14 protein-coding genes are annotated in these 12,662 nt (G+C 58.6%); 9 read left to right on the forward strand and 5 right to left on the reverse strand.

What is annotated here, in order from left to right; genetic code table 11:
• Window positions 1-36: 36 nt before the first annotated feature.
• Entirely contained in the window at window positions 37-1,125 is a 1,089-nt protein-coding gene (locus AC2TAD_RS06670; RefSeq protein ID WP_480866733.1) for a CaiB/BaiF CoA transferase family protein, read from the reverse strand.
• Between the two features lie 10 nt (window positions 1,126-1,135).
• A complete protein-coding gene (locus AC2TAD_RS06675) occupies window positions 1,136-1,285 on the reverse strand; it encodes a hypothetical protein (RefSeq protein WP_480866735.1) in 150 nt (49 codons plus the stop codon).
• On the opposite strand from AC2TAD_RS06675, the gene AC2TAD_RS06680 reads away from it, so the two are divergent.
• The 6 genes from AC2TAD_RS06680 to uvrC all read left to right on the forward strand — a co-directional run bounded on the left by AC2TAD_RS06680 (window position 1,284) and on the right by uvrC (window position 7,976).
• Window positions 1,284-2,213, forward strand: coding sequence for an ABC transporter ATP-binding protein (locus AC2TAD_RS06680; RefSeq protein ID WP_170353628.1), 930 nt, complete (start codon window positions 1,284-1,286; stop codon window positions 2,211-2,213). The two genes, AC2TAD_RS06675 and AC2TAD_RS06680, sit on opposite strands and share 2 nt — an antisense overlap.
• The gene (locus AC2TAD_RS06685) at window positions 2,210-2,971 is read left to right on the forward strand and encodes an ABC transporter permease (RefSeq protein WP_480866737.1); all 762 of its coding nucleotides are present in this window, start codon (window positions 2,210-2,212) and stop codon (window positions 2,969-2,971) included. The genes AC2TAD_RS06680 and AC2TAD_RS06685 overlap by 4 nt, the downstream gene beginning before the upstream one ends.
• A 113-nt stretch (window positions 2,972-3,084) precedes the next feature.
• A complete protein-coding gene (locus AC2TAD_RS06690; protein ID WP_170751957.1) occupies window positions 3,085-3,882 on the forward strand; it encodes a S49 family peptidase in 798 nt (265 codons plus the stop codon).
• A gap of 168 nt (window positions 3,883-4,050) precedes the next feature.
• Window positions 4,051-5,013, forward strand: coding sequence for a calcium/sodium antiporter (locus tag AC2TAD_RS06695; RefSeq protein WP_480866738.1), 963 nt, complete (start codon window positions 4,051-4,053; stop codon window positions 5,011-5,013).
• 18 nt (window positions 5,014-5,031) lie between these two features.
• On the forward strand, window positions 5,032-5,811 hold the full coding sequence (locus AC2TAD_RS06700; RefSeq protein ID WP_480866740.1) for an SDR family oxidoreductase: 780 nt from the start codon (window positions 5,032-5,034) through the stop codon (window positions 5,809-5,811).
• A 290-nt stretch (window positions 5,812-6,101) separates the two neighbouring features.
• Window positions 6,102-7,976, forward strand: a complete 1,875-nt coding sequence (uvrC, locus tag AC2TAD_RS06705) for an excinuclease ABC subunit UvrC (RefSeq protein ID WP_480866742.1) — start codon at window positions 6,102-6,104, stop codon at window positions 7,974-7,976.
• Here the strand turns inward: uvrC and AC2TAD_RS06710 are convergent.
• Complete coding sequence (locus AC2TAD_RS06710) at window positions 7,973-8,857, reverse strand: DMT family transporter (RefSeq protein ID WP_170751948.1); 885 nt, start codon at window positions 8,855-8,857, stop codon at window positions 7,973-7,975. The genes uvrC and AC2TAD_RS06710 overlap by 4 nt on opposite strands.
• A gap of 171 nt (window positions 8,858-9,028) precedes the next feature.
• Between AC2TAD_RS06710 and pgsA the strand changes: the two genes are divergently transcribed.
• The 3 genes from pgsA to AC2TAD_RS06725 are packed head-to-tail and all read left to right on the forward strand — an operon-like array spanning window position 9,029 to window position 10,394.
• Window positions 9,029-9,697, forward strand: a complete 669-nt coding sequence (gene pgsA / locus AC2TAD_RS06715) for a CDP-diacylglycerol--glycerol-3-phosphate 3-phosphatidyltransferase (RefSeq protein ID WP_480866744.1) — start codon at window positions 9,029-9,031, stop codon at window positions 9,695-9,697.
• Window positions 9,698-9,700: 3 nt separating this feature from the next.
• Entirely contained in the window at window positions 9,701-9,946 is a 246-nt protein-coding gene (gene moaD / locus AC2TAD_RS06720; protein WP_170353620.1) for a molybdopterin converting factor subunit 1, read from the forward strand.
• Window position 9,947: 1 nt separating this feature from the next.
• Window positions 9,948-10,394 carry a molybdenum cofactor biosynthesis protein MoaE gene (locus AC2TAD_RS06725; protein ID WP_480866745.1) on the forward strand — a complete coding sequence of 149 codons (447 nt, stop codon included), beginning with the start codon at window positions 9,948-9,950 and terminating at the stop codon, window positions 10,392-10,394.
• Window position 10,395: 1 nt separating this feature from the next.
• On the opposite strand, the gene AC2TAD_RS06730 is transcribed toward AC2TAD_RS06725, so the two are convergent.
• Together AC2TAD_RS06730 and AC2TAD_RS06735 are read right to left on the reverse strand one after the other, a co-directional pair.
• Entirely contained in the window at window positions 10,396-10,716 is a 321-nt protein-coding gene (locus AC2TAD_RS06730; RefSeq protein WP_170353618.1) for a hypothetical protein, read from the reverse strand.
• Window position 10,717: 1 nt separating this feature from the next.
• On the reverse strand, window positions 10,718-12,628 hold the full coding sequence (locus AC2TAD_RS06735; protein WP_480866747.1) for an OmpA family protein: 1,911 nt from the start codon (window positions 12,626-12,628) through the stop codon (window positions 10,718-10,720).
• Window positions 12,629-12,662 lie beyond the last annotated feature (34 nt).

The following is a 12,662-nucleotide window of genomic DNA, read 5'->3' on the forward strand; positions in this document are numbered from 1 at the left end:
ATCCCCCGAGATGTTTTTGGCCAGATGAAGGGCGGATCAGTCTTTGGTGTCGAGGTCGGCGAGAATCTCGGCCCGGTGTTCATCGCGATTTGGGCTGGGTTTTGGTTGCCAGTCATGGGTAGAGAATCGTGGGGCGGCGTGGGCTTGCAGGGTGCCGTTCTGAGTTGTCCAAATTTGGCGGCTTTGGTTCATTGGGTGGTCAAGTGCCTGTTCGGGGCTGAGGACCGGCGCGACGCAGGCGTCTGAGCCGTGGAACAGGTGTGCCCAGTGGTCGCGCGGTTGTTGGGCGAAAATCGCTTTAAGGCGTTTGGTGAGCGTGGGCCAGCGCGTGATGTCATACTGCTGTTCAAAGTCCGGGTCTTCTGACAGGCCGAGTAGCTGCAGGAATGTGGCGTAGAATTTGGGTTCCAGGCATTGCACCGTGATGAAGCCGCCGTCGGCGCAGCTGTAGGTGCGGCTCCAATGGGGGCCGTCGAGAAGGCTTTGACCTCTGATTTCATCAAGATTTTCGGTTTGCCGCAGGCTCATCAGCAGGTTCATCATATGGGCCGAGCCGTCGTAGATGGCGGCATCGACGACGGTGCCTTCCCCTGTCTTTTGAGCATGTAGCAGGCCGGCCAGGAGGCCCGCCACCAGATACATGGCACCACCGCCGATGTCGCCCACCAGAGTCGCGGGAGTTTGTGGCGGCTGACCTGCTTGCGACGCGTACCAGAGCGCGCCGGACAGCGCGATGTAGTTCAGGTCATGCCCCGCGGTGTTGGCCAGCGGGCTGTTCTGGCCCCAACCAGTCATGCGGCCATAGACCAGTTTGGGGTTCAGGGCGTGGCAAGGAGCCGGGCCGAGGCCCAGCTTTTCCATGACACCTGGGCGGAATCCTTCGATAAGTGCATCTCCAGAAGCGATCAGGCGTTGGGTGATGTCCAGATCGTCTGAGTCTTTCAGATCCAACGCAATCGACCGTTTGCCGCGATCCAGCACCGATTGCTCGGGCATTCCAGGTGTTCCTGCCCCTCCCTTGCGGTGGATGGTGATCACATCTGCGCCCATATCTGCCAGCAACATGGCGGCGAAGGGCGCGGGGCCCAGCCCTTCGAATTCGATGATCCGAAAACCGTTCAGCATTTTGCCGCTCCTATAAGTATCGCCGCAGGTTTTCGGGAATGCCGGTGAATTGCAAGCCCGAGCTGGGTTCGGCAAAATCCGCGTAACGGCCGGTGCGGAATGGGTCTGTTCTGCGCTCGCCCACCGGGGTAGGGTCGCCGTCAGGACAGGGAAACAGCATGACCACCATTCTTTCGATCAGGGATTTGCGAAAATCCTATGCTGACGGGTTTGAAGCGCTTAAGGGCGTGACTTTGGACATTCGGCAGGGTGAGATTCTGGCCTTGCTGGGTCCGAATGGCGCGGGCAAAACAACTCTGATTTCAACCATCTGCGGAATTACCACGCCGAGCTCGGGTACAGTTACGGTCGGAGGGCATGACATCCAGTCCGACTTTCGCGCTGCGCGCCGGATGATCGGCCTTGTCCCGCAGGAGATCGCGCTGGAGCCATTCGAAAAAGTCTGGAACACGGTACGTTTGTCGCGTGGGCTGTTTGGCTTGGGCCGAGATGACGCGCGGATCGAAGAGATCCTGCGCAAGCTGTCCCTGTGGGACAAGCGCCGCAACGCCATCAAAGAGCTGTCGGGCGGGATGAAGCGCAGGGTGCTGATCGCAAAAGCGTTGGCGCATGAGCCGCGCGTGCTGTTTCTGGATGAACCCACCGCCGGTGTTGATGTCGAATTGCGCAAGGATATGTGGGAGATCGTGGCCGAACTGAAACAGGCCGGCGTCACGATCATTCTGACCACTCATTACATCGAAGAGGCCGAAGCAATTGCCGACCGCGTTGGTGTCATCGACAAAGGCGAATTGCTGCTGGTTCAGGACAAGAACACTCTGATGGCGCAAATGGGCAAGAAGCAGATCGAAGTCATGTTGACCGATCCCATCGCGTCGATCCCCGACAGTCTTGCAGCGCATAACCTGACGCTGAATGGCAATGGCGATGCCCTGATCTATACCTACGATACCCATGCCGACCGCACCGGCATCACCACGTTGCTGAACGATGTGGCGCAAGCCGGGCTCATTCTGCGCGACGTGCAGACCCGCCAGTCGAGCCTGGAAGAAATATTTGTCAATCTGGTGTCGGGAGAGCCCGCATGAACTGGTCCGCAATCGCTGCTATTTACCGGTTCGAAATGGCCCGGTTCTTCCGGACGCTGGCACAGAGCTTTTTGTCTCCGGTTCTGTCGACCTCTTTGTATTTCGTCGTCTTCGGTACTGCGATCGGCAGTCGTATCCAAGAAGTTGAGGGCGTATCCTATGGCGCGTTCATCGTGCCGGGTTTGATCATGCTGTCGGTGGTGACGTTGTCGATATCGAACGCGTCTTTCGGGATTTATTTCCCCAAATTCCTTGGCACGATCTACGAGCTGCTCTCGGCCCCTGTGAACTTTATCGAGATCGTGGTCGGCTATGTGGGGGCGGCGGCGACCAAGGCGCTTTTTGTAGGGGTGGTGATCCTGATCACGGCGACGTTTTTTGTGGATTTACGGATCGAACATCCGCTGGCAATGGTGGCGTTTCTGGTGCTGACTTGCCTCAGTTTCTCACTGCTTGGATTCATAATTGGCATCTGGGCAGGCAACTTCGAGCAGATGTCGCTGGTGCCGCAACTGGTGGTAACTCCGTTGATCTTTTTGGGGGGCACATTCTATTCGATCTCGATGCTGCCGCCGGTTTGGCAAACGATCACATTGTTCAATCCGGTAGTCTATCTGATTTCAGGTTTCAGATGGTCGTTTTATGGGCTGGCTGATGTGCCGATAGGCTTCAGCCTGCTGGCAATCGTGGTCTTTACAGGCATTTGCCTTGGCATCATCTGGTGGATTTTCAAAACCGGCTGGCGCATTCGCAGCTAGGGTACGTTTGGCGTTGCATTTTTGCCCATCAACTCCGGGAAATGTGATCCGGCTGCATCTAACGTTCAAACGGTCCCTTGTTTAGCACAATGGCGCACTCTACATCGGCTCCCATGAAACTCAGCCTGCCCTTTGTCAAAAAGCAGCCATGCGTGGCCATTGTGCGTCTGTCCGGAGCCATCGGAATGGCCGGCCGAGGGTCGATGTCCGACACGTCGCTGGCCCCGGTTCTTGAGAAAGCCTTTCGCAAAGGCAAACCCGCCGCCGTCGCGCTCGAGGTCAACTCGCCCGGTGGCTCACCGGTGCAAAGTTCTTTGATCGGTGCGCGTATTCGGCGGTTATCTGAGGAATTAAACGTTCCTGTCATAGCATTTGTCGAAGACGTCGCCGCCTCGGGCGGGTATTGGCTGGCAGCTGCAGCTGATGAGATTTATGCCGACGACAGTTCGGTTCTGGGGTCCATCGGAGTGATCTCATCCGGCTTTGGTGCGCATGTACTTTTGAAACGTCAGGGGATCGAGCGGCGCGTGCATACGGCCGGAGAGTCGAAATCAATGCTCGACCCGTTCTCGCCCGAAAAGAAAGAGGACGTTGCCCGGCTAGAGCGCCTTTTGGGTGATATTCACGAAAATTTCATCGCCCATGTCAAAACCCGACGTGATGGAAAACTGGATGAGAGTCAGGACCTCTTCACCGGCGAGATTTGGCTGGCGCGTCGCGCGCAGGAATTGGGATTGATCGACGGGATTGCTCATCTGAAACCCAAGATGCAAGAGCGGTTCGGCGACAAGGTAAAATTCCGGCGCTATGGGTTGCGGAAACCTTTGTGGTCCCGGTTCGGTGCTTCTTTGGCACAAGATGCGATTGCAGGGCTTGAGGAACGCGCGGCCTATGCGCGTTTTGGGTTGTGACGTGATTATCAAGATTGTCACCCTCTTCCTGATCGCCATGGGCGTGTTGGCCATGTTTGGTAAGCTGCGTTTTCCCGGACAGAAAAGGTTGCAATCGGCACGGTGTCCGCGCTGCGGGCGGTTCAGGATCGGTAAAGGCCCCTGCGCCTGCAAAAAAGGAGGCCGTACATGACGGCATGGCTGTTATCCGGCCTCGGATTGCTGATCCTGTTGCTGGCAGGGGATGCGCTTGTGCGTGGTGCGGTAAACCTGAGCCTGCGTCTGGGCGTACCTGCGTTGATCGTCAGTCTGACGATTGTGGCCTTTGGCACTTCGGCGCCTGAATTGTTGATCGCTATCAGTGCGATCAAGGAAAACGCGCCGGGTATTGCGCTCGGGAACGTGGTCGGGTCGAACACGGCCAACATCCTGCTGGTACTGGGCCTTCCAGCGTTGCTTGCCACTTTGCACACAAGCGAATGCGACAGCCGCAAGAACTATGTCTTCATGATCATGGCCACAGTGTTGTTTATTGGGTTGGCTTTCTTGGGCGAATTCAATCTGGTCAGCGGAGGTATCCTGCTGGCTGCACTGGCTCTGGTCCTTTGGAATGCCTTCCGCGAGGCCCATGCCCATCGGAAAGCCTGTGGTGAGGCTTGCAACGATGGCGAAGAACTGGATGGTCTCGAAGAGGCCGACCCGGATATGCCGTACTGGAAGGTCGCGATCTATCTGCTGCTGGGTCTGATCGGATTGCCGATGGGCGCGCATCTGCTGGTCGAAAACGCAACCGTGATCGCGCGCACCTATGGGATCAGTGAAACGATTATCGGTCTGACTTTGGTGGCGGTCGGTACGTCTCTGCCCGAATTGGCCACGACTGTTATGGCGGCGTTGCGGCGTCAGGCAGACGTTGCGCTAGGTAACGTGATCGGGTCAAACATGTTCAACCTGTTGGCCATTGTCGGTATCGCGACATTGGTCGGACGAATTCCGGTTGATCCCGAGTTCCTGCAATTCGATCTGTGGGTCATGCTGGGCGCATCATTGCTGCTGATCCCGTTCGTGTTTTTCAAGAAAGATATCACGCGAGTGTGGGGCTTGCTGTTGACCCTGCTCTATGCGGTCTACATCGTCACATTGCTGGCGTAATGTGACGGAGAGTCCCCGATGACCCGAGCCCTTGTAACCGGAGCAGGTATTCGCCTTGGCCGGGCCATGGCCCTGTATCTGGCGCAGCGTGGATATGATGTAGCTGTCCACTATGCTTCGTCCGAACAACCGGCGTCGGATGTCGTGGCCGAGATACGATCAATGGGTCGCAATGCTGTTGCCCTACAAACCGACCTGCTGGACGAGGCGCAGGTGAACGCCCTGTTGCCCCGCGCAGCCGAGGCACTGGGTGGGTCGATCACCTGTCTGGTCAACAACGCCTCGATCTTTGAATACGACAATATCCAAACGGCCACGCGGCAAAGCTGGGACCGGCATCTCGAAAGTAACCTGCGCGCGCCTTTTGTGCTGACTCAGGCGATGGCTGAACAAGAGTTGCAGCCCGACACCGATGCGGCAGGCGAACCGGTCGCAACCGGTCTTATCGTCAATATGGTCGACATGCGGGTACGCAAGCTGACCCCCGAGTTCATGTCCTACACAATCGCCAAGATGGGCCTGTGGGCGCTGACCCGCACTGCTGCGCAAGCGTTGACCCCGGCGATCCGCGTCAACGCAATCGGTCCCGGTCCCACGATGCAGGGGCACCGCCAAAGCGTCGATCACTTCAATGCGCAACGGCGGAGCACGGTATTGGAGCGCGGCGCGAACCCTTCAGACATCACTGCCGCGCTGGGGTATTTTCTGGATGCACAGGCGGTCACAGGGCAGCTTTTATGTGTGGATGGCGGGCAGCATCTTGGCTGGCAAACTCCGGATGTTTTGGGCGTTGAATAGGTAATTCTCAGATAAGTTTTGCACCGCTCTCATTTCCGTTACCAACACGTTACAAAAATGTATTGTTTTTCATGCACTTGTCTCGTTTGAGAAAAAATAACGTTGAAAAACAGTTGGTTAGGTTATTGCCTAATTTTTGTGCAAACCAAGGAATCCTTAATGAATTAAGGGAAAATCGCGATACCCGGAAACTTATCTTCATACTTATCCACAGAAACCGTGGATTTGTTTTCTCTTGATCTGAGGCGCTCAAGATTGCAGCCATGGTCAGGGAATCATATTTCAGACACATGACCGTCCAGAACGAATCGAACTCCGAAACCCAAAGCGTTGGATACGAATGTATACAGCGATATGTGAAAACGCTGGACAGCTCTCCGGGCGTTTACCGGATGTTGGATGCCGACAGTCGGGTTCTTTATGTCGGCAAGGCGCGAAACCTGAAGGCGCGGGTGTCGAACTATACGCGGCCTGGACATTCGGGGCGGATCGAGAAGATGATCGCCGCGACGGCTTCGATGATGTTTCTGACCACGCGGACCGAGACCGAGGCGCTGCTGCTGGAGCAGAACCTGATCAAGCAGCTCAAGCCTAAGTACAATGTGCTGCTGCGCGACGATAAGAGTTTTCCGAACATTCTGGTGTCAAAGGATCATGGGTTTCCGCAGATCAAGAAACATCGTGGGGCGAAGAAAGAAAAGGGCGCCTATTTTGGCCCCTTCGCCAGTGCGGGGGCCGTGAACCGCACGCTGAACCAGCTTCAAAAGGCGTTCCTGCTGCGCAACTGCTCGGATTCTATGTTCGACAGCCGCACGCGGCCCTGTCTGCTGTATCAGATCAAGCGCTGTTCTGGGCCGTGTGTTGGGTTGATCTCGGAAAGCGACTACGGCGAAAGCGTCAAGGATGCAGAACGTTTCCTGTCGGGCCGGTCGACCAAGGTGCAGGAAGAACTGGCCGAACAGATGATGGCCGCGTCCGAGGCGATGGAGTTCGAACGCGCCGCCAGCCTGCGCGACCGAATCCGGGCGCTGACGCAGGTGCAGACAAGCCAGGGCATCAACCCGCGCGGCGTGGCCGAGGCGGATGTGATCGGCCTCTATATGGATAGTGGGCAAGCCTGTGTGCAGGTGTTCTTTATCCGGGCCAACCAGAACTGGGGCAACAAGGACTTTTACCCTCGGGTCGGGGCGGATGTGTCGCCGGCCGAGGTGATGGAGGCTTTCCTTGGTCAGTTCTACGACAACAAGGAGCCGCCGCGTCAGTTGATCCTGTCGGACGGGGTCGAGAACGCTGATCTGATGCAGGACGCGCTGTCGGAAAAGGCCGGTCGCAAGGTCGAAATCCTTGTGCCGCAGCGCGGTGAGAAACAAGAACTGGTCGCCGGGGCCCTGCGCAACGCGCGTGAGTCGCTGGCCCGTCGCATGTCGGAAAGCGCCACGCAAGCCAAGCTGTTGCGTGGCGTGGCCGAGGCGTTTGATCTGGACACGCCACCCGAGCGGATTGAGGTTTACGATAACAGCCATATCCAAGGCACCAACGCGGTGGGTGGGATGATCGTAGCGGGCCCCGAGGGGTTCATGAAAAACGCCTATCGCAAGTTCAACATCCGGGGCGATGACCTGACGCCGGGCGACGACTTTGGCATGATGAAAGAGGTCCTGACCCGCCGTTTCACTCGTCTGTTGAAAGAAGACCCAGACCGGGACAAGGGCCATTGGCCCGACCTGCTTTTGATCGACGGCGGCGCTGGGCAGGTCAGCGCGGTGCATGAGATCATGGTCGAACACGGTGTCGAAGACATCCCGATGGTCGGCGTCGCCAAAGGTGTGGATCGCGACCACGGCAAAGAGGAATTCCACCGCATCGGCCAACGCGCCTTTGCGCTGAAACGTAACGATCCGGTGCTGTATTTCATTCAACGCCTGCGGGATGAGGCGCACCGCTTCGCCATCGGCACCCATCGCGCCAAACGGGCCAAGGCGGTGGGGGCGACACCTCTGGACGAAATCCCCGGCGTAGGGTCGGCGCGCAAACGCGCCCTGTTGACCCATTTCGGCAGCGCCAAAGCGGTTAGCCGGGCCAATCTGGCGGATCTCAGGGCGGTGGACGGGATTTCAGCCGGGTTGGCGCAGAAGGTCTATGATTTCTTCCACGACAAGGGCTAGGCTCGCCGCCCGCGCCACAGGATATACAGCCCCGAGGCCACGATCAGCGCCGACCCGATCCACATGGTCTGGTCCAGCCGCTCACCAAACATGACCACGCCCAACCCGATCCCGAACAGCAGCCGGGAATAGCGGAAAGGCGTGACGGATGAGACCTCACCCGTGCGCATCGCCTTCATCAGCGCGGCATAGGCCATGACGCCCATGATGACTGCGCCGGTCATATGCAGGCTGACTTGCGGGCTTAAGGGCTGCATCGGTGTGCCCTCCCAGAACCGATAGGCCAGACCGGCGATTATGATGCAAAGGAACCCGTAGAACCCCAGCACCTCGGTCCCCAGTGACGCGGGCGCGGCGCGGCTGGCCAGATCGCGCCCGGCAAAGCCCAGCATCCCCAGAACCGCAAGGATGGACAGGGCCGAGAAGCTGTCCCCGGTCGGTTGGATGATGATCACGACGCCGACAAGGCCGATCAGAATGGCGCTCCACCGGCGCCAGCCGACGGTTTCGCCAAAAACCAGTGCGGCCCCGGCGACGACGACCAAGGGCGTAGCCTGCAGGATCACCGTGGCCGATGACAGCGGAGTAAGCGCGATGGCCAGCACATAGAACAACCGCCCCAGGATTTCGAATACCGCACGCACCTTCATCGGGCGCGACAGTACATCGGCTTGAAACAGCCGTGTGCCGCGCAGCAGGGCCACCACGGCATAGATCACCGCGCCGCCTGCGCCGAACAGAACCAGCACCTGCCAGATCGGAATCGCCGCCGAGGCCGCTTTGATCAGCGCATCCTCAAGCGCGAACAGTGCCATTGCGGCGATCATCCATGCGCTGCCGATCAGGTTCGATCGGGGGTCGGTTTGAATGTGACGGGTCATGTATCGCTCTGTCTGGGCCAGCCGCCAATCTGACCGCAAAGCCCGCGCGCGCCAAGCCGTGTGATCGGGGTTGCGACCCTTTGACCCCGAAGGCCACAACTGCCTGTGATCGGGTCAGATTTTCAATGGCCCATCTTTTATGTCCTGAACCGGCGATGTAGAGTTTTCTTCATGAAGTGGAACTTGCCCAATATCCTGACCGTGCTGCGCCTTCTGGCCGCCCCCGGTCTGGCCGTGATGTTTTTGTATTTCACCCGGCCCTATGCCGACTGGTTTGCCCTGATCCTGTTCATGTCAGCGGCGATCACCGACTGGTTCGACGGGTATCTGGCCCGTGCTTGGAAACAGGAAACCAAGATCGGAGCGATGCTGGACCCTATTGCCGACAAGGCGATGGTGGTGATCGCGTTGATGATCCTTGTGGGCTATTCGACCGAGCATTGGACGCCTTGGCTGGTGCTGCCCGCCACCGTGATTCTGTTCCGCGAGGTGTTTGTTTCGGGGTTGCGGGAATATCTGGGCGATGTGGCGGGAACTTTGAAAGTGACCAAGCTGGCCAAATGGAAGACCACAGCACAGATGTTTGCCATTGCGGTTTTGTTTTCACAGGGAATTTTTGAACACTACTTTGTCATGGCCACGTTTGGCATGGACCCTGCGACCATTGATCAGGTTCTCATTGGACAGCTTGAGGACGTAAACCACGTCCGCTGGCATCTGGAAGGTATGTTCTGGTCGGGCCGGGTCGGTCTGTGGCTGCTGTGGATCGCGGCGACGCTGACGTTGATCACCGGCTATGACTACCTACGTAAAGCCATGCCCCATCTGAAGGAGAGCTAAGCGATGGATGTGCTGTATTTCGCATGGGTGCGTGAACGCATCGGTCTTCCCAAGGAAAAGGTCGAAACACAAGCCGCAACCGTATCCGAGCTGGTCGCGGAACTGACCGCGCGCGAAGATCGCTATGCCGCCGCTTTTGCCGACCTGTCGGCGCTGCGCGTGGCGCTGGATCAGGAACTGTCGGACTTTGACGCCCCCCTGTCGGGCGTGCGCGAAGTTGCGTTCTTTCCGCCCATGACAGGTGGCTAAGATGCGGATCGTCGTACAAGAAGCCCCTTTCGACATGGGCGCCGAGGCCAACGCCTTTGCTGCCGGGGATGAGGCCGCAAATGGGGCCATCGTAACCTTCACTGGTGTTGTGCGCGATTTGGCCACAAGCGATCTGGACGTGATGGAGATCGAGCACTATCCCGGCATGACCGAGCGCGCCCTGACCAAGATCGCCGAAGAAGCACAGTCGCGATGGTCGCTGGGCGATGTGCTGGTGATTCACCGCCACGGGCGGCTGGCTCCGGGGGATCGGATTATGATGGTGGCCACAGCCTCGCGCCACCGCAAAGATGCGTTCGAGGCGGCAGAATACCTGATGGATTACCTGAAATCCCGCGCGCCATTCTGGAAGAAAGAGATCACCAAAGCAGGCGCCGACTGGGTCGCCGCCAAGGACGAGGACGAGGACGCGCTCACGCGCTGGTGACTTAATCCGCGTTGTTGATGCGCCCGCGCAGCTCTTCGGCCTCTTGCCGTGCGGCGCGCAACCCATCCATTGCGGCGGACAGCTCGGCCTCGGTTTGCGTCAGCTGGTTGGTAAGTTCGGCCTCGCGCTGCTGCAGATAGGTGATGGCCTGATCGCGGGTTTCCTCGGCCTCATGCAACTCCTGGCTCATGCGGTCCAGATCGGCTACGTCGCTTTGGCGCACGCGGGACAGGCGATGGGCCAGCCAGTTGGCGAACCACCCCATACAAAACGCTGCAAACAAAATGACGGCGGTGGCGATGATGAATTCTAGTCTGTTCAACTTACTGGTCCCCTGCGCCGGTTTCTTCGGCGTCTGTTTGTGCGTCTTCTGACGGCTGTGTGTCCTGTTCCAGCGCTTCCAGACCCGTCTCGGAATTGGCGACGGGTTCAGGGCGGATCAGGCGAAATTCAATCCGACGGTTTTCCTCGCGACCTTCCTCGGAGCCATTGTCGGCGATAGGTTGCGTTTCGCCGTATCCCACTGCAGTGTAGCTTGCGGTGGGAACGCGCCGTCCGCGCAGCTCGTTTAGGATGGACTGTGCCCGTGACTGGCTAAGCTGCTGATTCATCTCTTCCCGGCCCTGACTGTCGGTGTGGCCCTGGATCTCCATCCGGATTGGGCCGCATTCGCGCAGAATGTCGGCGATCTGGTTCACAGTATCACGCGAATCCGCCGCCACCGTGGCCGAGCCAGGTTCGAAGGCGATCTTGCTGGACGTCTGAACTTCGGCAATGCGGTCTTCGCATTGCTCGGGGTCTGGCAGTGCGTCTTCGGGTTCCGGAGGTTTCTGGTAGGTGATCGAAAGTGTGTATTCCTGCGCTTCGCCTAGCTTGTCGGACAAAAGGCCAGCGATGCGCGCTCTGGTGTCGGGTTCATGGCTGACGCCGATCAGCATGACATCGTCCGGCGTCACAGTCAAAGCACCATTGTGCAGTAATGACAGCGCCTCAAGCCCGGCCAGGACGCGCACGGCCCAGTCGGTGGGCAGGTCAGGCACAACGCGAGTTGCGGTATAAACCTGTTCCGAGCCAAACGCCGCGCGGGCATAGCTGTCGACCATGTCCCTAAGGGTTTCATCACCCAAGCGTCCGCGCATTTGGACCAGCCCTTCGGGGCTGCGCGTGGCGGAAAACTCGGACGGGCCTGTGGGTTCGTCGGTTTCAGGCTCGGGCAGGACGGCGTGAAGGGCGAAGACCTCGGGCAACGCATTCTCAAGCTCGCCGACCACGCGGTCGAACGTGGCGGCGTTCGTACCCATCTCGGCGACCAGCGTGATGTCGGCGTCAGACATGGTCACAGATCCCAAACCGATCTGAGCCAACGCTTTGATGCTGAGCGTTGCGGCCTCGGACCAGCGGGGTGATGGAACGCCCAACCCGATCGTACAGGTGTAGGGTCCGGTCAGCCCTGCCGCTTCGGCGGTGGCAATGATGGCGTTTCGGGAATCCTGATCAGGCGCCGAACACGCGTCGAAATGACCGCCTTCGGCATCGACAATGTAGCGCAGCGTAAACGGCGTGATCACCGGCCGCGGGGCCGTGATCGACAATCCGATCCTAAGGCTGGGTGGCGCAGCACGCGTCAAATCCTGTTCAAGCCGTTCCTTTTCCTGCTGGCTGTCGGCGATAGCGGTAATCCTCACCAACCCCGGACTGGCCGAAATCTTGGCGCGTGGAAGCCGAACAAGGGCTTCGATCGCGTAGGTTAGTGCCTCATCCCAGCCTTTGGGCTTAGGATAGTCGGCGGTCTCAAGAAGGTCCGATACATTGTCCCCGTCCAGCCGATGCAAACGCTCCATCAATGCCTCGCGGTCCTGGCTGAGCGGGACCAGACCTATTACCGAAATACCGCTGTCATTGCGCAGAATTTCGGCTGAAAACTTGGGTGGTGCCAGTTGGGTTGTTGGAGCGACTTCCATCTCGTCAATAACGCGCGAGGTGTCGACTTCGGTGCCGGCAGCGGTCAGGGCGCTGAAACGCGCGGCTTCGTCAGCAGCGGTGCCAGTCAGTATGACGCGCAAGCCGTCAGATTCGACCTCGGCCCAGTCATGGCCTTTCAGATCAAGCGCGCGGCGCACCGCGAATTCCGATGCCTCTTCGACCTTGGTGACCGAGTAACTGGCGGCCAGCAGAGACAGCCCGGCAGAAACCAGGAAGATAAAGGCAACAGCTAGGAGATAAGGCAGGCGCATGTGCAGACAGAAGACTCCTCGGGTGATTGAGCCG

The sequence above is a fragment of the Ruegeria sp. HKCCD7628 genome (genome assembly GCF_057221005.1).